This window comes from Arthrobacter tumbae (assembly GCF_016907495.1).
Classification (GTDB): domain Bacteria; phylum Actinomycetota; class Actinomycetes; order Actinomycetales; family Micrococcaceae; genus Arthrobacter_D; species Arthrobacter_D tumbae.
Genome location: NZ_JAFBCC010000001.1, coordinates 347,495 through 368,813, shown reverse-complemented (window position 1 = coordinate 368,813; position 21,319 = coordinate 347,495). Strand labels below are relative to the sequence as shown.

The window sequence follows — 21,319 nt, the reverse complement described above, 5'->3', positions numbered from 1 at the left end:
TTCAGCAGTGTCCGCCGGGCGCTCCGGGAACAGGCAAACAGCCGTTGGCAAGGCACAGATCCCCCGGGTTCGCCTGACTGCGATTCTATGGTGCGCTCTGGAGGCAGTCCACCGGCAGGGCTATGCCGCAAGCGAAACCTCGTCGTGAACCGCCATCAGCGGCATGCGGGAGAATGGGAGAAGCGCCCGGACGTCCGGTTGGCTCACAGCCGCCGCACAGGCAACGTCAGTCATGAGCACAGATTGCTTTGCCATAGTTCAGGGAGCATCAGTGAAAGGACAACCGATGACCGAGAACACTAACGGTTCCTACAACGGACCGCTTCCGCCACGGCCGACGAATCCGCCAAGCCACAACCCGAACGTCCCGCCGACGCAGCAGCATCAGCCCCAGTCGCAGCCGTTCACCACGCCTCTCGAGGATTCGCACTATCCGGCCGGGAACGGGCCGGAGACGCAGGCAGCCGGCGGGCACCCGCAGGGAGCTTCCTTCGGTTACGGACCGTATGCCCGTCCAGCGGAACCGGGGAAGAAGCAGCGCGCATCGCGGAAACGCGTCGGAACCGGCACTTTTCTGACCGGCATGCTCGTGGCCGGCCTTCTCGGTGGAGGCGTGGCTGTCGGTGCAGACGCCATCCTTGACACGGGGGACGAGGGATCCAACAGCGGCACCTCCCAGGCCCAGTCGGTTGTGGTGAATGACACCGAAAGCGTCAACGAAATCACCGGCGCAGCCGCCAAAGCCTCGCCCAGCGTCGTGACCATCTCCGTCAACGGCGGCGGTTCCGGCGGATCAGGTTCCGGCATCATCCTCGACGCTGAGGGCCACATCCTCACCAACACGCACGTCGTCACCCTCGGCGGCCAGGTCGCAGACCCTGCTGTCGAAGTACGAACCAATGACGGGCGGGTCTTCCAGGCCCAGGTAGTAGGCACGGATCCGCTCTCAGACCTGGCCGTTATCAAGATCGATGCGCCGGACCTTCAGCCCGCAACTCTCGCTGATTCCTCGGAATTGAACGTCGGTGATGTCGCGATAGCTATCGGAGCACCGCTGGGACTGAGCGGCACCGTGACGGACGGCATCGTCTCTACGCTCAACCGGACGATCAGCGTGCAGTCGTCGGCCGTTCCCGAAGAGCAATCGGATGCTCCGGAACAGGATCCGGGAGACGGGTTCAACTTCCTCCCGCCGGATGGATCCCAGGCGCCGCAGCAGGGGTCCCAGGGCTCCATCTACCTGAATGTGATCCAGACGGATGCCGCCATCAACCAGGGCAACTCCGGGGGAGCGCTGGTTGATTCCCAGGGTCAGATCATCGGAGTCAATGTCGCCATCGCGTCGGCCGGCACGGGGGAGAGCGCCGGCAACATCGGCGTTGGATTCTCCATTCCGATCAACTACGCCCAGCGCATTGCAGAAGAAATCATCGCCAACGGCGAAGCAACGCATGGTTTCCTCGGTGTGGGCGTCGGTGCGGCCGCATCCGGCGATGCAGAGAGCGCCAGCTCATTCTCCGTCGGTGCGCAGGTGCAGTCTGTCGAGCCCGGCAGTCCCGCTGAAACCGCAGGGTTCCAGGAAGGGGACGTCATCACCCGGGTGGGTGAACTGCCGATCGAGGACCCACAGGCCCTCACCGCAGCCATCCGGATGCTCGCCGAAGGACAGTCAACTCAGATCGAACTTGTCCGCGGGGAAGAGGCCCTGACCCTTGATGTGACGGTCGGCCAGTCACCGGCCTGACCCCCTGATAGACGACGCAGCGGCAGCTCCCTATCCGGGGGCTGCCGCTGCGTCATATACCTGCTGTGATCGGGACATGTGTGTGGTTAGCTTGTCTGCGGGCAGCAATGGGCCGCAAGGAAAGGCAGCAATGGACGAGGCAATACCCGCGCTGAATATCGCGGTGTTGGTCAAGCACGTACCGGACACCCAGTTCGACCGTCATCTCAGCGGAGGGCACAACACCACCGACCGCTCGGAAAGCATTCTGTCGGAACTCGACGAGTATGCCCTTGAAGCGGCGCTGCAGCTCGTGGAAGCCCAGGGTGGAGACGGCCACCGTGTCATGGCGGTCACCATGGGACCCCCAGCCGCGGTCAACGCCGTGAAGAAAGCGCTGCAGATCGGTGCACACGAGGGCATCCACCTCTGTGATGATGCCCTCGCCGGCTCGGATGCGTCCGGCACCTCACGCGCCCTCGCTGCCGTCGTCCGCCAGCTGGGCCCTGTGGACCTTGTCCTGACGGGCATGGCCTCCACAGACGGCGAAACCTCCCTTGTTCCCGCGCAGCTGGCAGAGCTGCTGGAGTTGCCGCAGGTCACTTTTGCGTCCACCCTTGAACTCACTCACGACGACGGCGCCCGGCAGCTCATCGCCCGCCGCGAAAGCGACAACGTGGCTGAGACGGTCCGGAGTACCGTGCCCGCTGTGGTTTCCGTGACCGACCAGATCAACGAACCGCGGTATCCGAACTTCAAGGGCATCATGGCAGCCAAGAAAAAGCCGATCGCCACCCTTAGCCTTGCCGACGTCGGGCTGGATGCGTCGGAGGTCGGCTTCAGCGGAGCCTGGACGCGGGTGGAGCAGGCGCAGCAGCGTCCTGCGCGCTCGCAGGGCGTCATCATCACGGACGAGGGCGACGCCGGTCGTCAACTGGTTGATTTCCTCGCCGATCAAAAGCTGCTCTGACCGCAGCCGGAATCAGCGAACCACTTCCCAAGGAGCCCTGGAATGGCACATGTCCTCGTTTACATCGACACGCCCGGTGAGCACCTGCACAAAACCGACCGTGAGCTTTTGACGCTTGCCGGAATGTTGGGAGAGCCGGTCGTTGCCCTGCTTGGAGACCTGACGGACGGAGTTTCCGCAGAACTCGGCGCACACGGTGCCGGCGTGCTGTATCAGCCTGCAGTGGACGGGCTCGGCGAACTGCTCGTGGCGGGCAAAGCGGCTTTCCTCGCAGCAGCAGCCGAAGAAGCAGCAGCTGATGCAGTGCTTCTTGGCAACACGTTCGAGGCCAAGGAGATTGCTGCGCGAGTAGGTATCCGCCTGTCAGCCGGTGTCATCACTGATGCCATTGCAGTGGGTAAGGATTTCAGCGTCACAAAGTCGGTGTTCGCGGGCTCCTACACAGTGAACGCTTCCGTCACAACCGGGCGCCCGATCATCACGGTCAAGGCAAACAGCGTGGAGATCGCAACGCCCCAGAGCGGTTCCATCCCTGAGGTTCGCAGGGTGGACGTCGCGGTACCGGGCGCCGCAGCACGGATTACGGAGCGCTCCGAACGGGCCGCGAGCGGCCGTCCGTCGCTGGATGAGGCACGCATCGTGGTGGCAGGCGGCAGGGGAGTGGACGGCGACTTCGGGCCGATCGAAGATCTTGCCGACGCGCTCGGCGGCGCTGTCGGTGCATCGAGAGCCGCCACGGATGCGGGATGGATCGATCATTCCGCACAGATCGGCCAGACCGGCAAGACGGTCTCCCCGCAGCTGTACGTGTCCGCGGGCATCTCCGGCGCCATCCAGCAGAAGGCCGGCATGCAGACGGCCAAGGTCATCGTTGCGGTGAACAAGGACCCTGACGCCCCGGTCTTCGACATCGCGGACTTCGGCATCGTGGGTGACCTGACTACTGTCCTGCCGCAGGCAACCGCAGAAATCAACAAACGCAGGAGCTGAGCATGCCCATCGTGCCTGAACGGCCGGAAGACGGTGTGAGCCGGGTCCTCTGTTTCGTAGCGCATCCAGATGATGTCGATTTCGGCGCAGCAGGTACGGTTGCGCGGTGGAGCGCGGCCGGCGTCGTCGTTGATTACTGCATCATGACCGATGGCGACGCAGGAGGCTTTTCCGATGAGCATCGTCCGGACATCGTGGACCGGCGTCGGGAGGAACAGCGGGCAGCCGCCCGACTGGTCGGCGTCGAAAACGTACACTTCCTTGGCTACCGGGACGGTTACCTGGAACCCAGCCTGGAACTGGTGGCCGGCGTCGTCGAGCTCATCCGGAACGTGCGGCCGCAGATAGTGCTGTCCATGCACCCTGAGCGGAACTGGGAACGCATCCAGAAGAGCCATCCCGATCACCTCGCATGCGGCGAGGCCGTCACCCGTGCGATTTATCCCGCTGTGGAAAATCCCTATGCTTTCCCCGAGCTTGCTGCGCGGGGGGTGGAAGCCTACCGCGTGCCCTGGCTGTGGTTCTTCGGCGGGCCCACATCGCTGGAGAACCATTTCGTCGATGTGACTGACCATGTGGAAGACAAGATGCGGGCGCTGCGGTTCCACGCCAGCCAGCACCCTGACCTCGACCGGATGGACAGCACTGTTCGTGCGTTCCTGGCGGCTAACGCACAGCGCGGCGATCTTGCGGCGGGCCGAAGCGCCGAGGTGTTCCAGGTGGTCCCGGTCAACACCGACGCGACGATCGCCGGGTTCTGACAGTCCGCCTGCAGGCCCTGACCGCGTTCCCAGCGTGTCCGGTCAGGCGTCGAAGGGAATTTCCACCACGATCGGGAGGGTAGGCGTTTCCGAGCCACCCTCGGGTTCGACAGTGATCGCCAGGCCGCTATACGTTCTGATGCCTTCAATTTCCAGCTCGGTGTGTGCTGCATCTTCGGCATTCATGGTCCCCAGCGACTCCGGGGATGCGCCGTCCGCAGGAAGGCGCCACATCTGGTACACCTTGCCCTCCGGCGGGGCAGGAACACCATCGAGCGTGACGACAGCGGCATCCCTGGATTCCGAGAAAGCGAGGTCAGCGGTACCGGTATCACCGATCGCGACCTGTTCACGTTGGACGTCGCCTGCCTGCAGGACCTGCTCCTGGATGGAGGAAGGCTGCAGGTTCTGCGCCACCGTCACGCCGCCGACCGCCACAACCACAGCAGCCGCTGCTGCAAGCAGCCAGCGTCCGACAGGCGATTGCCTGTGACCGGCAGCGCGTCGTGCAGCCAGCTCATCCCCAGCAGGAGACACGGGGGAAGCAGCGGGAGAGGGCTTTTCGGCCGGCAGATTACCGACGATGCGGGTAAAGAGGTCAGCGGGGGGTTCCTCCTCCTGCGTCGCGTAGGCCTGGGCCAGCGTCTCGCGTGTGGACCGAACCCGCTGGTTGAAGGCCTCGCGGACCTCGGGAGAGGCTTCTGAGATGTAGTCCTCGAGTGTGGTGCGCTCCTCTTCGCTCACAGCATCCAGGGCATACATCTCAGCCCACTCGGCGGCCAGGCCGCCGGCCAGGTCCTGCCGAAGATCATCTGCAAACTGCTTGTTCATTTCCTTGTCCTGCATCTCAGTTCACCCCCAAACATGTTTTCAATCGGATGAGTCCGTCTCTGATTCTCGACTTGATGGTGGGTACCGCCACGCCAAGCTTTTCTGCCACTTCCCGATATGTCAGCCCGCCGTAGTAGGCGAGCCGCACGGACTCCTGCTGTGTCCCGGTCAGGGTCTCCAGGCACCGGACGACGGCTTCGGCTTCCAGCCGCTGCGTTACGGTGTCGACGACGTCGTCATGGTCCTTGACCTGCATGGCTGCGCCGTACCGGGCTTCCCGGTCAGTGGAGCTTTGCTCGGACCGCACCCTGTCCACCGCGCGGCGATGGGCCAGCGTCATCAGCCAGGCCATGGGGCTACCCGCGTCCGCGTTGAACCGGTCCGCCATGTTCCACACCTGCAGGTAGACCTCCTGCGTGGTGTCCTCGCTGAGCTCGGGGTCGATCAGAACGCGTCGTGCCAGGCCGAACACCCTGCGCGAGGTCTGTGCGTAGAACTCCGCGAAGGCGCTTTGGTCCTGCTGGGCGATCCGCGCCAGCAGACCAGCCAGGTCAGGTGCGGCGCCGGAAGACGCGGCGGTCTGGTCACGGTCTGATCCAGCTGGGGTTATCCGGCTCACACGTGGCGTATCCATAGGCTTCAAGCATAAAGCGCCGGGATGGGTATCCCGAACATGATGACCCACGGCGCGGGTCAGGACATCTCGCCCAACTGGCCTTCCGCCCATGCCCGACCGCCGTTTCTGCAGGTTTCCGTGCCCGATCCACTACAACTGATGACATCTCCTATTCGAAGCAGGTCACGCGATGGATGGGTCCCCTGAGTGAGGCGTCACTGGCGAATCGCGACAGCGATCAGGGAGTCGGCGTTGAGGGTGGGCTGGCTACCCAGTTTCTCCAGGAAGCGGTCACGTACGCGTTCCCTGCTCCCGGCGTCGGGGGGTAGCAGGAACCGGTAGCCCGTTCCAAGCACCAAAGCCCAGGCAAGGTCTGAATCGAGCGGGATCTGCAGAGGAGCGACGTGGACTTCGATCGACGTGAAACCGGCCGTCTCGAGAAAGGCCTGCAGCTTCCCGACCGAGGAGATCTGGGCCATTTGCCGAATTGGCTTGGGGACCGGTGCATCGCGCAGGCCGGGCTGCTCTTCGAAGCAGACCTCCTGCAGCAGCGACGCAAACGGTTCGTGGGCGCCTTCCTGCCAGGTGCTGATGGCAAGTTTGCCGCCGCTGCGCAGCTGCGACGCCAGATGCCGCACGCCGTCGGCCATGTCCGGAAGAAAGAAGAGTCCGTAGCAGCAGAGCACAGCATCGTAGGCCTCGTCGGAGGTCCACACGGAAACGTCGGCCTCAGTGAAACTGACCGCGTCCAGGCCCAAAGCGTTAGCCTTCGCCGCCGCCAGCGCCAGGAGCTCGGCGGAGAGGTCCACCGCGTCGATCCGCGCGTCCGGGCCCACAACCTGGGCTGCGGGAATGGTGCTCGCTCCGCTTCCGCAGCAGGCATCCAGCACGCTCTGGCCGACGTGCAGGTCGGCGGCGGCCACCACCGCGTTGCCCATGGTGTTCCAGAGGGCCGGAGCGAACCGCTCGAAGTGCTCAGCGCCGTCGTCGAACAGATTGCCTACGGTGGTCACAAACGGTCCTCCATGATGGATTGGGCCGGCTGCGCGCCCTTGAAGTCCTGCTGACGCCAGGCCTCGTACACCACGATGGACGCCGAGCCGGCCAGGTTGAGCGAACGCCGGGAAGGAAGCATCGGAAGCCGCACCCGCGCCGTGACCGCGGCATGGTTCTTCACTTCGGAAGGCAGCCCGACGGATTCCGGTCCGAAAAGGAGCACGTCGCCTGGACGGTACTGGATATCCGAGTACGTGACTGTGCCCTCGGAGGTGTAGGCGAACAGCCGATCGGGTTGCAGGGCAGCGAGGGCGGAATCCAGATCCGGGTGCACGGTCAGGACGGCGAGGTCGTGGTAATCCAGCCCCGCCCGCCGCAATTTGGAATCCTCCAGGTCAAAGCCCAGCGGCTCGATGAGGTGCAGTTCCGCGCCGGTGACCGCAGCCAGGCGAATGGCATTGCCGGTATTGCCGGGAATCTCGGGAGTGTGGAAGAGGATGCGGAACACTGTGCAATCCTAGCGCCCGGACGCAGCGAGCAAGCGGGCGAGCACCGGCACCTGGACGGTATTGGGCTGGGGTCCCTCGGACAGGAACCGCCGAACCTCGCGAAGCAGCGTTCCGGCGTTGGCCACGTGGACAGAGACGAGAGCGGAACGGTCCAGGGAGGGCGGGTAGTCCACGATCGGTTCGAATGGGTTGTTCTGCCTGCCGTGCAGAGCCAGCCATCCCCGCACATTGCACTCGGGAAACAGATCCTGGACCTTGCGCACCGTTTCCGTGAGCCGCACGTCGCCGGCATGGCGCCCGCGATGACGCAGGCGTTGACCGTCCCACGAATAGTTTCCAGGCGGGGCCAGGAGGGAATCGACGACGGCGATGCGGTACCCCGCCAGCATCGCATGTCCGACGTCGGACCCCCCACCGAACGAAAGCCCGTTGACGAGCCGTGCAGCGGGAAAACCGGGAAGCAGGCTGGTCTCCAGCAGGCGGGCCGTCGCCCGCTCCCCGTCATAGCGCGCGGTGGTGCCCGGGCGCAGCCGGCCGAGGGCGCCGGGCTGGCGGGCAGTGCCGTGGACCTGCTGTTGCGCCAGGGCGAGCGGTAGCGGCGGACTGTGTGTGCCGCCGTCGTAGGCTGGCTCGTACCGCGGGGGTTGTGCATGCGCTTCTGAGGGCGCCGGCGGCGGCTGCCGCCTAGCGCTGGACGCCGCCCGCGCGCCGGGCAACGGGTCTTCGACGCCGAGGGTGCGGTCGTAACGGCGGCGGCGCTCCGGATCGGAAAGCATCTCGTAGGCTACGGCCACCTCATGGAACAGTTCAGCGTTCCCTCCCTGGTCGGGATGAGCTGTCCGGGCAGCTCTGCGGTAGGCATCCTTGATCTGTTTCGCAGTGGCGCTTCTGCTCACCCCGAGCACGGCGTAGAACGTGCGGTCGGGGGCTGCCATAGTGGCCTTTCGTGGCGATTTGGGATCAGGAACGGTGTGCGCAGGTTCCGCGCTTGACTGTAAACGGTGTCGTTCCCTCCGGCAAATGGGCCGATAGCATCAGGAGCATGGCGGGCAAGAGCGAGGTACACAGCGGGTTGGACTGGTACGCAACCGGAAGCGAGCGCGAGGATCACCGCGGGAAGCGCTTCACGGACTGTGACTTCACCGAAATGCGCAGCGAAGGCACCGTCTTCAGCGGCTGCGTTTTCCGCAACGTGAGGTTCAACGTGTCGACCCATGTCAACAGCGCGTTCGACAATTGCCGGTTCGAGCACTGCAACTTCTTCGATGCCACCTTCGAGGGCTGCAAGTTCACGGGCAGCGTCTTCGCAGATTCCTCCCTCAAACCGATCCGGGTGGTGGGCGGCAACTGGTCGTTTGTCTCGTTAGCGGGGGCCGACCTGCAGCGCAGCGCGTTCTCCGAGGTGAATTTCACGGAGGCCGATTTCACCCGTACGGACCTCCGGGACGTGGAGTTCCGGGACTGTCGCCTCACCAGCATTTCCTGGAGCGGCGCCCGGCTGAGAGGTGCTGACCTGCGCGGAAGCACGCTCGAGGGAATTGATGCGGAGAACTTCAACGTCCGGGGTGCCGTCGTCGACGTCTCCCAGGCGCTCGCCGTTGCAGAGGCGCACGGGGCGGTCATCCGTTGAAGCTCGTTGTTGCGCTCAATCCAGTGGCCGGTTCCGGCGCCGGGGCGCGCGCAGCACCGGACATCGTGCGGGGCTTGGAATCGGCTGGGCACACGCTCGATGTGGTGGGCCTGCAGGGACCAGAACAGCTGCGGACCGAACTCGAAAGCGCGCTCACGCGGCATCCGGACGGGCTCGTAGCCGTCGGCGGGGACGGCCTGGTGTCCGTCGCCATCAACGTCCTCGCAGGAACGGGTGTGCCGCTCGGCATCATCCCCGTGGGCACCGGGAACGACATCGCGCGCTCACTTGGCCTGCCGCTGCGCTCTCCGCCGGCCGCGCTCGCAGTTCTGCTGCCCTCGCTGGGGCGGGAGGCACGCCGGATGGACCTGGGGCGGATCACGGCGGCCGGCAGGCAGGACATCTGGTTTGCCGCTGCCTGTTCCGCCGGTCTTGACGCTGTGGTGAATGCCCGGGCCAACCGCTGGGCCCGCCCGCGCGGTCGGGCCAGATACGTACTGGCACTGTTGCGCGAATTGCCGTTCTTCCGCCCCCTGGACTACCGGCTGAGCATCGATGGCGAGGAAGCTGACGTGTCTGCAATGCTCGTCTGCGTGTCCAACCTGCGTTCCATCGGCGGCGGCATGCTCATCACTCCGGAAGCAAGGACCGACGACGGGCGGCTGCATGTGCTGGTGGTGGATCCGCTGTCCCGGCTACGGCTCCTGGCGCTGTTCCCGCTGCTCTTCTCCGGCCGGCACGTGGGGCTGCGCGAGGTGCACCTCCGGAGGGCATCCTCGGTTGAGCTTGGGGTGCCGGGCATCGAGCTCTACGCCGACGGCGAGCCCGTCGGAACCGGACCTGTGCGCATCGACGTCGTACCGGGAGCCCTGAACATACTGGCCTGAAGGGCACGCCTTCCATCCGGGGAGCTTGTGTGGCGTGCGCTCGCTAGAGTAGGTGCCGGCGTCGTCAAGGGCCGCCTTACGGGTCAAGAGGGTCAAGGATCGAGAGGGACGGGGAGGCTGGAATGGCATGGAGGGATCGGCCGCTGCCGGCGTGCGCCATTCTGCTTGTCCTTGCACCACTGCTCGCCGGATGCCGGATCGAGGTGCCCGTGTCGCCGGACGCACCTGCATCGGACAGCATGATGACGACGGCGCCGGAGCCCTCCGGCGATGCCTCCGGCGGTTTGTCTGAGTTGCCGCCACTGCCGCGTGCCGACATCGTCGGCAATGACATGACGTTTGACCGTGGAAGCTACATTGAGGAAGCTGACACGGTTGCCTTCTCCGACGGGCTGTCAAGAGCTCCGGGGTGGTCGCAGGAGAAGGTCCTGGTCAACGGCGAGTCCGTGTACGTCAGCGACGCCGGCTGCACTGCGTCACTGCGCTCCACACCGCCGCAGGGCCCACTGGTGGTCAGCGGTAATGACCGGGCCTCCACCGAGGCGCTGTTCCGGTTTCTGGATCCGAGCATCCTGCCGGAGTACCTGGTGACCACTGACTGGTTATGGGGAGCCTCGCCGGCGGAATCGACGGCATCGATCGAGTTCCTGACCTATGTGCAGGACGCTGCGGGAGATCATCCTGCCAGCGCCATATCGTTGCGTCTCTTCGAGGCAACGGGGACCGGGCTGGCCTTCATCATCTCGTGTCCGTCGGACGAGCAACTGACCGCGGCCTCCGTCGAGGTACGCAGCAGCATCTCCGTCGTTCCACCGGGTTAGCGGCTCGTCGCGCGCGTCCAGCGTCCATAGAGGGCAGAGTCGGACTCCAGCAGTGACGCCAACGCCAACCGGTGGAGCTCCGGGTTGTCAGCGCCGGCGGCGATAGGCGAGCCCTGGCCACCGGTCAGCAACGGGCTGAGTGAGAGGCACAGTTCGTCCACTGCGTCTTCAGCCAGAAATGCGCCGAAGATGCTGGGCCCGCCTTCACAGAGTATGCGGCCCAATCCGCGGTCGTTCAGCGTTGAAACGCACGTGCGCGCGCCAACGCTCTCAGCACCCGCGATCACGACGTCGGCAACCTCCGATAGGGACCGTACGCGCTCCGGGTCCACCGCCGCCGTCGTCAGGAGAAGGGGGCGCACGGGAGAGAGCCGGAACAGGTCGCTGTCCGGATCCAGGCCCAGCGTGCCCGAAATGATGGCGAGGGCGGGGTGGGCAGACAGCCCCCGATCGGTGCGCCAGCGGGTGTCCCCCTCGCTGACCAGGGGCCCAGCGTAGCCCTCGGCGCGCACGGTTCCCGCCCCGATAAGGATCACATCGCTGAGCCGCCGGAGGAGACCGAACAGGCGCCGGTCGCCCTCATTGCCTAATGGCGCGGAAACGCCCTGATGCGCCGCTGAGCCGTCGAGGCTGGCGATGAAGTTGAACCGCGCCCAGGGGCGCTTGGATGGGTAGTCGTAGAGCGCAAGCAGATCGTCGTCGGATCGGTCGGCTGCGCTGCGGGGGAGGAGCTGGTTGATCATGGCTGGTTGTACTCTCCCATGTTGTGACGGAGATAGGCCGGTTGGCGCCAGCCCATGGCTGCTTCCACCACAGTGATGGCGGAATGGGCTGCGGCTACGTTGTGCATCCGGAGGATCCGGGCGCCGCCGAGTGCACACATGACGGCGGCGGCAATGGATCCTTCCACCCGTTCCGGCTTGGGCCGGTTCAGCGTCTCCCCGATGAAATCCTTGTTCGACACTGCCGCGAGCGTCGGAAACCCAAGCCCGGCGATTTCGGCGAACCGGCGCGTGATTTCGAGTGAGTGCAGGGTGTTCTTGTTCAGGTCATGTCCGGGATCCACCAGGATGCGGTTTTCGCCGATGCCCAGGTTGACCGCGAGCTCCACCTGCCGGACCAGGAAGTCCGCCACCTCCGCCACCACATCCGCGTAGGCCGGCCGTCCAAGCACGGTGCGCGGCTCGGCAAGGCTGTGGGTGATGACTACGTGCGCGCCCGTCTCGGCAACCACCGCCGCGAGATCCCGGTTGCGAAGGCCGGTGGTGTCATTGACAACGTTCGCCCCCGCCTTGATGGCCTGCTCCGCCACTTCCGGCAGGAAGGTATCGGCAGAAATGACGACGTCGGACGCGTCTCTGACTGCACGGATCACCGGAAGAATCCTGTCGGCTTCCTCATCAGCCGGGATGGCCGGCCCCGGCGCGAAAGGCGCGCCGCCGATGTCCACCCAGTCCGCGCCGTCGGACACTGCCTGCAGCGAAGCATCGACCGCCGCCTGCAGTGCGAAGGTGCGTCCGCCGTCGTAGAAGGAATCCGGGGTGCGGTTGATGATCGCCATCAGCGCGATCTGCCGGTCGAAGTCCAGGACGCGCTGCCCGAACGTGTGCCTGGCATGCAGCAGGTGGGGAACGAACTGCGGGAAGCCGGGATGTGCGGGGATCTTTTCCACAGCTCATTTCTATCAGCCGTTCCTGACAGCGCCCGCGCTCCCGGGCCCGTTCGGCTTTGGAAGCGTCCGACGGTAGAATCGACGGGTGCCCGTGTACCTCGATCACGCGGCGACCACGCCCCTCTCGGCGCCCGCGCTCGCCGCACTCACCACAGAACTCAGCCGTAGCGGCAATCCTTCATCGCTGCACGGCTCCGGCCGGCGTGCCCGCAGGGCTGTCGAAGACGCCCGCGAAACGCTGGCCCGGGCAGCCGGGGCACATCCGTCCGAGGTCATTTTCACGTCCGGCGGTACAGAGGCGGACAACCTTGCCGTCAAGGGACTGTTTTGGGCCCGCCGTGACGCGGAACCGCGGAGGACCCGGATCCTGTGCAGCGCCGTCGAGCACCCCGCTGTCCAGGACACCGTCGAATGGCTGGAACGGCACGAGGGCGCCCAAGTGACCTGGCTCCCGGTGACAGCGGAGGGCATTGTCCGGCTGGACGCGCTCAGGCAGGAGCTCGACAGCGGCGCGGACGAGATCGCGCTGATCACCGTCATGTGGGCGAACAACGAGGTGGGTGCGCTGCAGCCGATTGCCGAAATTACCTCCGCTGCGGCGGCTCACGGCATTCCGGTCCACTCGGACGCGGTCCAGGCCTTCGGATCAGTGCCCGTTTCCTTCGCCGAATCGGGGCTGGCCACCATGGCCGTCAGCGGGCACAAGATCGGCGGCCCGGTGGGCGTGGGAGCGTTGTTCGTTGGCCGGGCCGTGAAACTAACGCCGGTCCAGCACGGCGGCGGCCAGGAGCGGGACATCCGCTCCGGCACGCTGGATACCGCCGGTATCGCCGCATTCGCGGCAGCAGCCGACGACGCCGCCACTCACCTTCCCAATGAATCTGCGCGGATCGCGGGCCTGCGGGACCGGCTCATCGCCGGCGTCCAACGGGTTGTACCGGAGGCAGTCCTGCGGGGGCCTGAAACCGAACGGCTGCCGGGCAACGCCCATTTCACCTTTCCGGGGTGCGAGGGGGACTCGCTGCTCTTCCTGCTCGACGTAGCGGGGGTCGAGTCCTCCACCGGATCGGCGTGCACCGCCGGAGTGCCGCGGCCCTCCCACGTGCTGCTGGCCATGGGGCTAAGCGTTACCGAGGCCCGCGGCGCCCAGCGTTTCAGCCTCGGGCATACATCGACGCCGGAAGACGTTGACGCCTTGGTGGCCGCGCTGCCGGAAGCGTATCAACGTGCCCTCAAGGCGGGCATGTCAGACCATGCCTCATCGATCCAGACAGCAGGAACAGGCTTCAGTTAGGGAGAGCGCAAACAATGAAGGTACTCGCAGCGATGAGCGGCGGAGTCGATTCGGCCGTTGCGGCTGCCCGTGCGGTGGAGGCAGGGCACGACGTCGTCGGCGTCCACCTCGCGCTCTCACGCATGCCCGGGACCCTGCGCACCGGCAGCCGTGGATGCTGCACCATCGAGGACAGCCGCGATGCCTGGCGCGCCTGCGACATCCTCGGCATCCCGTACTACGTGTGGGACTTCTCCGAGCGGTTCAAGGAAGACGTGGTGGACGACTTCATCGCCGAGTACGCCGCCGGTCGCACGCCGAATCCCTGTATGCGGTGCAACGAGCGGATCAAGTTCGCAGCGCTGCTCGAGAAGGCGCTGGCCCTCGGTTTTGATGCGGTCTGCACCGGCCACTACGCGAAGGTCATCGAGAACGTCGACGGCAGCCGGGAACTGCACCGCGCGGCGGACTGGGCCAAGGACCAGTCGTATGTGCTGGGCGTGCTCACGCACGAACAGCTGAAGCATTCCATGTTCCCGCTCGCTGAGACGCCGTCCAAGGCGGAAGTACGGGCAGAGGCCGAGCGTCGCGGTCTGTCCGTTGCAAACAAGCCGGACAGCCACGACATCTGCTTCATCCCCGACGGTGATACCCGCGGTTGGCTTGAGGAGCGGATCGAGCTCAGCGAGGGCAACATCGTGGATGTCGAGGGCGAGACCATCGGCACCCACCCCGGAGCCAATGCATTCACGGTCGGCCAGCGTAAGGGCCTCAAGCTGGGACGGCCGGCTCCGGATGGCAAGCCCCGGTTCGTCCTGGAGATCCGTCCGAAGGAAAACACCGTGGTGGTCGGACCGGAGCGCATGCTCGCCGTCGACCAGCTGCGCGGTATCAAGGTTTCCTGGGCCGGGCTGCCGATTCCCGCCGTCGAAAGCGGCGAGGAATTCGACTGCATGGCGCAGGTACGTGCGCACGGTGACCCGGTCGACGCGCGTGCGCAGGTGGAGTACGACGACGATGGCCGCCAGAGCCTCGTAGTCCGGCTCACCGAACCCATGCGCGGTGTCGCGCCCGGACAGACGGTCGTCATTTATCAGGGAACCCGCGTGCTCGGGCAGGCGACGCTGGATTCGGCCCGTTCGCTCGAGCGCCCGGATCTTGCTGCGGCACGCTAGCCGCACGCACCGCGCAGACACAATGCGTGATGCACCTGCGCGGTCTGCTTAACTGGAACCATGACTGAGAAGACCCGGCGCTTCGACCCATCCGCGAGTTCGCTCGCCGGCGAGGTGAATTCCGCCGTGATGGATGAACTGCTCTCGGTTCGGGGCAGCATCGACAACATCGACGCCACGCTCGTGTATCTGCTGGCTGAACGGTTCAAGGCAACACAGCGTGTCGGTCATCTGAAGGCTGAGCACAAACTCCCGCCTGCGGACCCTGACCGCGAGGCAGCGCAGATTGCCCGGCTGCGCGCGCTGGCGGAGGAAGCCCATCTCGATCCGGCGTTTGCGGAGAAGTTCCTGAACTTCATCATCTCCGAGGTCATCCGCCACCACCAGGATATTTCGCAGAACCACTCGTCGCGAGATGAGTAGTTCCGCAGGGGCGCCTGAACCCGCTGCCGTGACGGTCACCGCCCTGGGGGATTGGCCCGGCCAGGATCCGATCGAAGCTCAACGGATCATCCGCGGCGAGCTGGGCAGCCCGAATCTGCCGTTCCTACCATCCCTTCCGGACCGCGGGGTTGGCAGCGATGAAATAGGCCGGACTGCCGCGCTGCTCGCCGACCTCCCCGTGGACCTCCAGCCGCACGGCTGGAGACTGGTGGACCGTCCCGGAAAAGACCTGCGCAGGGCAGTGTCTGCGCTGTCCACGGATCTAAACGTTCTTGCCGATCTGGTGGGGGCCGAAGAGCGTCCGGCAGACTCGCTCAAAGTGCATTGTCAGGGACCGCTGTCGCTTGCCGCAAACCTTCATCTCCATCATGGCGAGCGAGCACTGCTCGATCACGGAGCCCGGCGCGACGTCCGAGATGCGCTTATTGACGGGGTCGCTTCGCTTCTGCGGCGCGCCGCGGTTGCGAGCCCCGGCGCCCAGCTCACACTGCAGCTGGATGAACCGCAGATCGACGGCGTCCTCGCCGGCACCATACCGACTTCGAGCGGCTACCGGACACTGCGCGCCGTACCGGAGCACGAAGCAGTCGAAGCCTGGACGCTGCTGGCGGAAGGAGCACGCAAAGCCGGCGCTACCGCCGTCGTGCTCTCCTTCAAAACCGCAGGGCCGGTTCCACTGCTTGAACGCGTTCCCGGTGTGGGTGTCGCAGTTCCCGTCGGCGGCGTCTCACACAGCGAATGGGAGACGCTGGCGGAACTGATCGAAGCCGGTCGAACGCTGTGGGCAGGAGTCCGGGTTCGCCGCGGCAAACCTGCGCGGGTGCAGGAAACCGCAGACGCCCTCTTACGCCCCTGGCGTGGACTCGGGCTTGCCCTGGAATCACTCGCTTCCATCCGTCTGACGCCCGCCGATGCCCTGGCAGACGATGCACCGGATTCTGCCCGCAGGGCGCTGGCACACCTGAACCAGAGCGCGGACGCACTGAACCAGGCGATCGCGGACGCCTGAGCCGCTGTTTCTGGTTCTACGTGCGCCGCTCCCAGCGCGCAGGCGCCACGTGAGGCGGGAGGCCGCCGTCGTACTCGGTGAGCTCATAGGTGAACCATCCCGCGTACACGAGAACCGGCCCGAGCTGCCGGTGCAGCACGTTGGTCTTGATGCGGAACCGGTGCTCGTCCCCATCCCACCACTGCTCCATGTACGCCTGGGCGCCGACGGCGTCGGGCAGCGGCAGCCTGAGACCGGCGAACAGGCGGGTGGCTGAGGAGACCATCCGCATGTGACCGTTGCCCGTGACCTCGCAGGCGAGGGCGGTGGCCATGCGCCGATGGACTCCGAGGTAATCGACCAGCCGGCCATCCGACCACGAGGTGGTGTCCTCGAATACCCTCGACACGTTACTGAAGGAAAGATCTCGGCGGGCGGTCAGTGAAGGCCTTCCGAACGGGTCCCGGTGGGCCCAGTTCCGCACGGTGAAGTCCACATTGTTCTCGTACTCCGGGAAGAACGAGTTCTCCTGCGCGGCAAGTGCGAAAAACGGCCGGACAAGTGGGGCAGGGCAGCCGGCCACGTCGAACGTACCGTGACCGGTGCCGTAGACTCCCGAGTTCTCGTGCAGGCTGAAATACTCCTGAAGCTCCGGTTGCAGCCGGCTGAAGCGGGCGCCGAGGGCCTGCTGGTAGATCGAGGATGTCATGGCTATCTCCTTTGTATGAGCCAGTCCAGTGCGATACCGGCCGCCGGTTCGCTGGTCACAGCCGGCCGGCTGCCTTCAGCCGGATATAGAGGTCGGCGAGCTTCGACGGGAGTTCATGCGGGGGTTCGTCAACGACCTCCGCGCCGAGCTGGCGAAGCCGCTCCTTGATTGCAGCGCGGTCCAGCAAAGCGCGTTCGGCTGCGGCGGCGCGGTATGTTTCGGCGGCAGTGCTGCGCTGGATCCGCAGTTCGTCGAGTTGGGGGTCGCGGACGGAGGCAACCACCACGACGTGCTGTGAGGTAAGCGAGGGCAGCATCGGAAGTAGACCCTCCTCAACGGCACCCGAATCAAGCGCTGTGAGGAGCACCACCAGGCTGCGGTGAGGGGAAATCGAGCGCACCTGTGCAGGAATCTGCGAGAAATCCGCTTCGATCAGCTCGGATTCGAGCGGAGCCATCGCCGTTACCAGTGATTTGAGCAGATTGCCTTTGGCCGCAGACTGCACGCGGGCACGCGGGCGCCGGTCAAAGGCGAGGAAATCGACGCGGTCACCGCCGCGCTGCGCCAGCACCGCGAGCAGCAGAGACGCCTCGATTCCGGTGTCCAGGCGGGGCTCGTCCTCGATCCGGGCCGCCGACGTGCGTGAGGTGTCCAGCACAATGACTACTCTGCGGTCCCGTTCCGGTCGCCAGGTCCGCACCACAGTGTCGCGTCTTCGTGCGGACGCCCGCCAATCGATTGAACGGACGTCGTCGCCGCGGACATAGTCCCGGAGAGAATCGAACTCGGTGCCCGCTCCACGTATCTGAACTGCTGCGCGGCCGTCAAGTTCACGCAGACGCCTCAGCTTCGACGGCAAAAGGCGCTTGGAATGGAAGGGCGGCAGCACCCGCAGGGTTCCCGGCGCCTTGATGGTGACCTGCCGGGCCGCGAGTCCAAGCGGACCGGCGCTGCGGATGGTCACGTGGTGTACTGACAGGTCGCCGCGGCGACGGGGAGCCAGCTGCACGGAAAGATTGCGGCCCTCACCGGCCGGAACGCTCAAGCGGTGTACCGGGTTCCGCGCTCCTGCGGACGGTTGCCAGCCCTCCCGGATCCATCCGCGGAAAGGCCGTTCGGCATGGTTGCGCACAGTGAGGGTGCTGACTGTCTCCTCGGTCAGGCGGACGGTTCCCGGCAGGCTTCGCTGAACGCCGATAGCCCGCGGCGACGCAGCGAAAGCGAGGTCCACAGCGCAGCCGAGAACAAGGAGCGCAACCCAGAGGGCGATCGATACGGCGCCTGGATAGAGAAGCACAGGGACAACTCCGAGGAGCGCCAGGAGAACGAGGCGAGCAGTGATGCTCATGCTGGACCCACACCTACCTCGGCACGGGGACGGTGCTGAGGATATTGCCCAGGACGCTGTCCACGCTGACGCCGTCCATCTGCGCTTCGGGCCGCAGCGCGACCCGGTGCCGCAGGGCGGGGAGCGCTAACGCCTTGACATCATCAGGTGTGACGAAGTCGCGGCCGGAAAGCCAGGCCCAGGCTCGGGAGGTGTTCAGCAGCGCAGTGGCGCCGCGGGGAGAGACACCGAGCTGGAACGACGGCGCGGAGCGCGTTGCGCGCACCACATCGACAATGTAGCTCAGCACCTCAGGAGCAACACCAACCCGCTGTACGGCGTGTCTCGCGGCGGCTAGATCCGCTTCGCCTGCAACGGCCCTCACACCAGCAGCCGCGAGATCCCGGGGGTCGAACCCCGTACTGTGCCGGCGTATCACCTCAATTTCATCGTCCCGCTCGGGCAGCGGGAGGGTCAGCTTGAGAAGAAAACGATCGAGTTGGGCTTCGGGCAGTGGATAGGTGCCCTCATACTCAACAGGGTTCTGCGTGGCGGCGACGATAAACGGTTCGGGCAGGGGGCGGGTTACCCCGTCCACCGACACCTGCCGCTCCTCCATGGCCTCCAGCAGGGACGCCTGCGTTTTGGGCGGCGTGCGGTTGATTTCATCGGCAAGGAGGATGTTGGTGAAGACAGGACCCTCGCGAAAAGTGAACTCGGCCGTTCTGGACTCGAAGATGAGCGAGCCGGTCACGTCGCCGGGCATGAGGTCAGGCGTGAACTGGACCCGCTTCGTGTCCAGGCTGAGAGCGGCGGAGACGCTGCGCACCAATAGCGTCTTGGCGACGCCCGGAACCCCTTCCAGGAGCACATGCCCCTTCGCGAGCAGCGCAATCAGCATTCCGGTTACCGCAGCGTCCTGACCGACGACGGCCTTCGCCACCTCCTCCCGTACAGCCACAAGGGCACGGCGCGACGGGTCCGCCGTAGCCGTGCCCTGCGCGTGATCGGCAGTGTGAGCGGAAGCTGAATGCTGCTCCTGATGGTCGACAGGCGGTGCCGGTTGATGCGGGTATTGCTGATTCATGAACGACGAATCTCCTGTTCGAGTTTGTCCAGTTCCTGGCTCCACTGCACCAGTTGTGCATCGGAGTGCGGGCTATGGGAGTTGAGCAGCCAGTCAAGTTCCGCGGGGTCCCTGCTGGTTTTCGCGGTCGCGGCAGCCACAATGGACGCCCGTGGGTGAGCGGGCGGTATGCGCAGTGCTGCCGCGAGTCGCGTCAACGTTCCTGCGCGCAGCGTCTCCGCGGCATGGTGCACCGCGCCGGCATCCTGATACAGGCGTGCCCGGCCTGCGGCGGTTTCAGCCGACCGGACGACGACGGGAAGCGGCTCGGTGACCAGGGGACCCAGACGGCGTGCCCGCCACAGGATGGCGAGCAAAGCCGTGAGCAGCAGCCAAAGCATCAGCGGGTTGACGAAGTCGGGAAGCAGACTCAGTGGATCAGCCGGTCCGGCGGTGACCGCGAGGTCATCCTGCGTGGGCTGGTACCAGACGAGGGTTTCCGTGCTGCCGAGGACCCTCAGTGTGAGTGCGGCGTTGCCGTGTTCGTCAATGCGGCCGTTGCTAATGATTTCGCCGTTACCCAGGACGCCGACTGTTCCATCAGCGGTGGTCGCAAAAGTTCCCGCGGCATCGCCGTCTCCATCCCCGGGGAGCGGGAAACAGGTGACCGCGCCGCGATAGGAAAAGCCTCCCGGACTCACGGCGGCCGCTGCCCTCGCGGCGGCATTGGCGCAGTCTGCCTGGAGCGGGTCAACGATGTCAGCCGGAACAACTCCGGCGGACCGTATACCTCCGGCCAGTTCGGTCAGGATGGTGAGGCTCGGCTCAATCAGGACGGTCCGGTCAGCGATCCCGCCGCCGAGTGACCCCAGTTGCTCCGACGTCAGCCAGGATTGGGGATCGTGCAGGAGCAGGGTGTCGTCGGATCCCTGCAGCGCGTCGACGGCGTCCTCGAGCGAGCCCGCACGGACGACCTCGACGCCGCTGCGGTCCAGCACTTCCGCGGCAGCCCTGGCCCCAACCGGTGCTGCATTGTCGGGGGAGAGCGGATCCTGCGCTCCGGACCCGGCAGCGAGGGCACCAATCAGGACGGCGATTCCGAGGAGGAAACCCAAGGCGATCCAGCCGCGGGCCCGTTTGAGCGTGGCAAGGAAGGTGGAACGCACGCTCTGTCCATCGCCCACTACTTCGGCACCGGCGCTCCCGCCATGAGCCCCGGCGGGTGGGTTTCTCGTCTCCGTTGTGCCGCTCATACCGGTGCCGTCCACTGTTTGGCGTGGGTCTCACGGCGGGGCTGGGCCCCCTGCAGATCCTGATCGAGCTCCACAGCCCGCTTATAGTCCGCCTGGGCCGCCGGTCGGGCGCCGTAGTGCACTTCATTGAAGCGCGACGCCAGCCAGTCAAGGCTCTGAGACTGCGCGGCGAAGAGGTCCTGCAGCAGGCGGGCAACCTCGACGGCGGTGCGCCCTGCCTGCTCATCAAGGATCACGCGTTCTTCCGCGGCGCGGGTAATGGCCCGGAAACGTTCAGTGAGTGCCTCATCCCAGTTCCCGCTGCGGGCCGCAGCATCTGCCCGCGACCTATGCAGCTGGGCAGCAAGCCGGGATTGTGCCTGAAAAACGGTTGCATCGGCGCGCTTCCGCGCGTTGAGCCGCGGCTTCACCAGGAGCACGGCCGCGATGATGACGACGGCGGCGCCCACTGCCAGCAGAATGGTTCCCAGCCCCGCATCGACGCTCCTGATCTGGCCCAGAATTTCACCGAGCCAGGTGAGGAAGGCCGTCCAGGCGCGTTCGAGGAGCGACGGTTCAGCCTCCTGGTAGATGCCCTTGGCCAGTTCCTCCCGCAGAAGTTGCCGCGCTTCGTCGGCGTCCACCTGTTCGGGCACGACGACAGGCAGCAGCGCCACCGCTCGATCAGCCGGCATGCAG

General features: G+C 65.7%; 23 protein-coding genes. 11 read left to right on the top strand and 12 right to left on the bottom strand.

Going from position 1 to position 21,319, the window contains the following annotated elements:
• Window positions 1-286: 286 nt before the first annotated feature.
• From JOD47_RS01720 to JOD47_RS01705, 4 genes are all read left to right on the top strand, one after another.
• On the top strand, window positions 287-1,744 hold the full coding sequence (locus JOD47_RS01720; protein ID WP_204531369.1) for a S1C family serine protease: 1,458 nt from the start codon (window positions 287-289) through the stop codon (window positions 1,742-1,744).
• Window positions 1,745-1,874: 130 nt separating this feature from the next.
• Window positions 1,875-2,693: an electron transfer flavoprotein subunit beta/FixA family protein gene (locus JOD47_RS01715; RefSeq protein WP_204531368.1), complete on the top strand. Its 819-nt coding sequence runs from the start codon at window positions 1,875-1,877 to the stop codon at window positions 2,691-2,693.
• Between the two features lie 42 nt (window positions 2,694-2,735).
• Window positions 2,736-3,683 carry an electron transfer flavoprotein subunit alpha/FixB family protein gene (locus JOD47_RS01710; RefSeq protein ID WP_204531367.1) on the top strand — a complete coding sequence of 316 codons (948 nt, stop codon included), beginning with the start codon at window positions 2,736-2,738 and terminating at the stop codon, window positions 3,681-3,683.
• A 2-nt stretch (window positions 3,684-3,685) separates the two neighbouring features.
• Window positions 3,686-4,444, top strand: coding sequence for a PIG-L deacetylase family protein (locus JOD47_RS01705; protein WP_204531366.1), 759 nt, complete (start codon window positions 3,686-3,688; stop codon window positions 4,442-4,444).
• A gap of 42 nt (window positions 4,445-4,486) precedes the next feature.
• Here JOD47_RS01705 and JOD47_RS01700 read toward each other — a convergent pair whose 3' ends face one another.
• The 5 genes from JOD47_RS01700 to JOD47_RS01680 form a co-directional block, all read right to left on the bottom strand.
• Window positions 4,487-5,275, bottom strand: a complete 789-nt coding sequence (locus JOD47_RS01700; RefSeq protein ID WP_239547971.1) for an anti-sigma factor — start codon at window positions 5,273-5,275, stop codon at window positions 4,487-4,489.
• Window positions 5,276-5,291: 16 nt separating this feature from the next.
• Complete coding sequence (sigK, locus tag JOD47_RS01695; protein WP_239547970.1) at window positions 5,292-5,909, bottom strand: ECF RNA polymerase sigma factor SigK; 618 nt, start codon at window positions 5,907-5,909, stop codon at window positions 5,292-5,294.
• A 197-nt stretch (window positions 5,910-6,106) separates the two neighbouring features.
• Window positions 6,107-6,904, bottom strand: a complete 798-nt coding sequence (locus JOD47_RS01690) for a class I SAM-dependent methyltransferase (RefSeq protein WP_204531362.1) — start codon at window positions 6,902-6,904, stop codon at window positions 6,107-6,109.
• Window positions 6,901-7,395: a tRNA (cytidine(34)-2'-O)-methyltransferase gene (locus JOD47_RS01685; RefSeq protein WP_204531360.1), complete on the bottom strand. Its 495-nt coding sequence runs from the start codon at window positions 7,393-7,395 to the stop codon at window positions 6,901-6,903. The genes JOD47_RS01690 and JOD47_RS01685 overlap by 4 nt, the downstream gene beginning before the upstream one ends.
• Window positions 7,396-7,404: 9 nt before the next feature.
• On the bottom strand, window positions 7,405-8,331 hold the full coding sequence (locus tag JOD47_RS01680) for a J domain-containing protein (protein WP_204531358.1): 927 nt from the start codon (window positions 8,329-8,331) through the stop codon (window positions 7,405-7,407).
• 107 nt (window positions 8,332-8,438) lie between these two features.
• Between JOD47_RS01680 and JOD47_RS01675 the strand changes: the two genes are divergently transcribed.
• The 3 genes from JOD47_RS01675 (at window position 8,439) to JOD47_RS01665 (ending at window position 10,734) form a co-directional block, all read left to right on the top strand.
• Window positions 8,439-9,026: a pentapeptide repeat-containing protein gene (locus JOD47_RS01675; RefSeq protein ID WP_204531356.1), complete on the top strand. Its 588-nt coding sequence runs from the start codon at window positions 8,439-8,441 to the stop codon at window positions 9,024-9,026.
• Window positions 9,023-9,913: a diacylglycerol/lipid kinase family protein gene (locus tag JOD47_RS01670; protein WP_204531354.1), complete on the top strand. Its 891-nt coding sequence runs from the start codon at window positions 9,023-9,025 to the stop codon at window positions 9,911-9,913. Before JOD47_RS01675 ends, JOD47_RS01670 begins: the two co-directional genes overlap by 4 nt.
• Window positions 9,914-10,035: 122 nt before the next feature.
• On the top strand, window positions 10,036-10,734 hold the full coding sequence (locus tag JOD47_RS01665; RefSeq protein WP_204531352.1) for a hypothetical protein: 699 nt from the start codon (window positions 10,036-10,038) through the stop codon (window positions 10,732-10,734).
• On the opposite strand, the gene JOD47_RS01660 is transcribed toward JOD47_RS01665, so the two are convergent.
• Window positions 10,731-11,477 (bottom strand): pyrimidine reductase family protein, encoded by a 747-nt coding sequence (locus JOD47_RS01660; RefSeq protein WP_204531351.1) that lies wholly within the window; start codon window positions 11,475-11,477, stop codon window positions 10,731-10,733. The genes JOD47_RS01665 and JOD47_RS01660 overlap by 4 nt on opposite strands.
• Window positions 11,474-12,406, bottom strand: a complete 933-nt coding sequence (folP, locus tag JOD47_RS01655) for a dihydropteroate synthase (protein ID WP_307836170.1) — start codon at window positions 12,404-12,406, stop codon at window positions 11,474-11,476. The genes JOD47_RS01660 and folP overlap by 4 nt, the downstream gene beginning before the upstream one ends.
• 85 nt (window positions 12,407-12,491) lie before the next feature.
• On the opposite strand from folP, the gene JOD47_RS01650 reads away from it, so the two are divergent.
• Genes JOD47_RS01650 through JOD47_RS01635 form a run of 4 tightly spaced genes read left to right on the top strand, consistent with a single transcriptional unit; the run spans window position 12,492 to window position 16,307 of the window.
• Entirely contained in the window at window positions 12,492-13,700 is a 1,209-nt protein-coding gene (locus JOD47_RS01650) for a cysteine desulfurase family protein (protein WP_204531350.1), read from the top strand.
• Window positions 13,701-13,714: 14 nt separating this feature from the next.
• The gene (mnmA, locus tag JOD47_RS01645; protein WP_204531349.1) at window positions 13,715-14,854 is read left to right on the top strand and encodes a tRNA 2-thiouridine(34) synthase MnmA; all 1,140 of its coding nucleotides are present in this window, start codon (window positions 13,715-13,717) and stop codon (window positions 14,852-14,854) included.
• Between the two features lie 60 nt (window positions 14,855-14,914).
• Window positions 14,915-15,277, top strand: a complete 363-nt coding sequence (locus tag JOD47_RS01640) for a chorismate mutase (protein WP_204531348.1) — start codon at window positions 14,915-14,917, stop codon at window positions 15,275-15,277.
• Entirely contained in the window at window positions 15,270-16,307 is a 1,038-nt protein-coding gene (locus tag JOD47_RS01635; protein ID WP_204531347.1) for a uroporphyrinogen decarboxylase/cobalamine-independent methonine synthase family protein, read from the top strand. Before JOD47_RS01640 ends, JOD47_RS01635 begins: the two co-directional genes overlap by 8 nt.
• Window positions 16,308-16,323: 16 nt before the next feature.
• Here JOD47_RS01635 and JOD47_RS01630 read toward each other — a convergent pair whose 3' ends face one another.
• From JOD47_RS01630 to JOD47_RS01610, 5 genes are read right to left on the bottom strand one after another with little or no spacing between them, the layout of a single operon-like run.
• The gene (locus JOD47_RS01630; protein WP_204531345.1) at window positions 16,324-16,995 is read right to left on the bottom strand and encodes a DUF4166 domain-containing protein; all 672 of its coding nucleotides are present in this window, start codon (window positions 16,993-16,995) and stop codon (window positions 16,324-16,326) included.
• Between the two features lie 55 nt (window positions 16,996-17,050).
• Complete coding sequence (locus tag JOD47_RS01625; protein WP_204531344.1) at window positions 17,051-18,343, bottom strand: DUF58 domain-containing protein; 1,293 nt, start codon at window positions 18,341-18,343, stop codon at window positions 17,051-17,053.
• A 13-nt stretch (window positions 18,344-18,356) separates the two neighbouring features.
• Window positions 18,357-19,409 carry an AAA family ATPase gene (locus JOD47_RS01620; RefSeq protein WP_204531343.1) on the bottom strand — a complete coding sequence of 351 codons (1,053 nt, stop codon included), beginning with the start codon at window positions 19,407-19,409 and terminating at the stop codon, window positions 18,357-18,359.
• Entirely contained in the window at window positions 19,406-20,641 is a 1,236-nt protein-coding gene (locus tag JOD47_RS01615; RefSeq protein ID WP_204531342.1) for a DUF4350 domain-containing protein, read from the bottom strand. Before JOD47_RS01615 ends, JOD47_RS01620 begins: the two co-directional genes overlap by 4 nt.
• Window positions 20,638-21,315 (bottom strand): DUF4129 domain-containing protein, encoded by a 678-nt coding sequence (locus JOD47_RS01610; RefSeq protein WP_204531341.1) that lies wholly within the window; start codon window positions 21,313-21,315, stop codon window positions 20,638-20,640. The genes JOD47_RS01615 and JOD47_RS01610 overlap by 4 nt, the downstream gene beginning before the upstream one ends.
• Between the last annotated feature and the right edge of the window lie 4 nt (window positions 21,316-21,319).

Bases quoted from the DNA above. Each gene is read 5' to 3' on its own strand.
- sigK (WP_239547970.1), bottom strand. From the start codon at position 5,909: ATGGATACGCCACGTGTGAGCCGGATAACCCCAGCTGGATCAGACCGT.
- JOD47_RS01675 (WP_204531356.1), top strand. From the start codon at position 8,439: ATGGCGGGCAAGAGCGAGGTACACAGCGGGTTGGACTGGTACGCAACC.
- JOD47_RS01700 (WP_239547971.1), bottom strand. From the start codon at position 5,275: ATGAACAAGCAGTTTGCAGATGATCTTCGGCAGGACCTGGCCGGCGGC.
- JOD47_RS01680 (WP_204531358.1), bottom strand. From the start codon at position 8,331: ATGGCAGCCCCCGACCGCACGTTCTACGCCGTGCTCGGGGTGAGCAGA.
- mnmA (WP_204531349.1), top strand. From the start codon at position 13,715: ATGAAGGTACTCGCAGCGATGAGCGGCGGAGTCGATTCGGCCGTTGCG.
- JOD47_RS01610 (WP_204531341.1), bottom strand. From the start codon at position 21,315: ATGCCGGCTGATCGAGCGGTGGCGCTGCTGCCTGTCGTCGTGCCCGAA.
- JOD47_RS01720 (WP_204531369.1), top strand. From the start codon at position 287: ATGACCGAGAACACTAACGGTTCCTACAACGGACCGCTTCCGCCACGG.
- JOD47_RS01620 (WP_204531343.1), bottom strand. From the start codon at position 19,409: ATGAATCAGCAATACCCGCATCAACCGGCACCGCCTGTCGACCATCAG.
- JOD47_RS01715 (WP_204531368.1), top strand. From the start codon at position 1,875: ATGGACGAGGCAATACCCGCGCTGAATATCGCGGTGTTGGTCAAGCAC.
- JOD47_RS01625 (WP_204531344.1), bottom strand. From the start codon at position 18,343: ATGAGCATCACTGCTCGCCTCGTTCTCCTGGCGCTCCTCGGAGTTGTC.
- JOD47_RS01660 (WP_204531351.1), bottom strand. From the start codon at position 11,477: ATGATCAACCAGCTCCTCCCCCGCAGCGCAGCCGACCGATCCGACGAC.
- JOD47_RS01705 (WP_204531366.1), top strand. From the start codon at position 3,686: ATGCCCATCGTGCCTGAACGGCCGGAAGACGGTGTGAGCCGGGTCCTC.
- JOD47_RS01665 (WP_204531352.1), top strand. From the start codon at position 10,036: ATGGCATGGAGGGATCGGCCGCTGCCGGCGTGCGCCATTCTGCTTGTC.
- JOD47_RS01630 (WP_204531345.1), bottom strand. From the start codon at position 16,995: ATGACATCCTCGATCTACCAGCAGGCCCTCGGCGCCCGCTTCAGCCGG.
- JOD47_RS01710 (WP_204531367.1), top strand. From the start codon at position 2,736: ATGGCACATGTCCTCGTTTACATCGACACGCCCGGTGAGCACCTGCAC.
- JOD47_RS01635 (WP_204531347.1), top strand. From the start codon at position 15,270: ATGAGTAGTTCCGCAGGGGCGCCTGAACCCGCTGCCGTGACGGTCACC.
- JOD47_RS01615 (WP_204531342.1), bottom strand. From the start codon at position 20,641: ATGAGCGGCACAACGGAGACGAGAAACCCACCCGCCGGGGCTCATGGC.
- JOD47_RS01640 (WP_204531348.1), top strand. From the start codon at position 14,915: ATGACTGAGAAGACCCGGCGCTTCGACCCATCCGCGAGTTCGCTCGCC.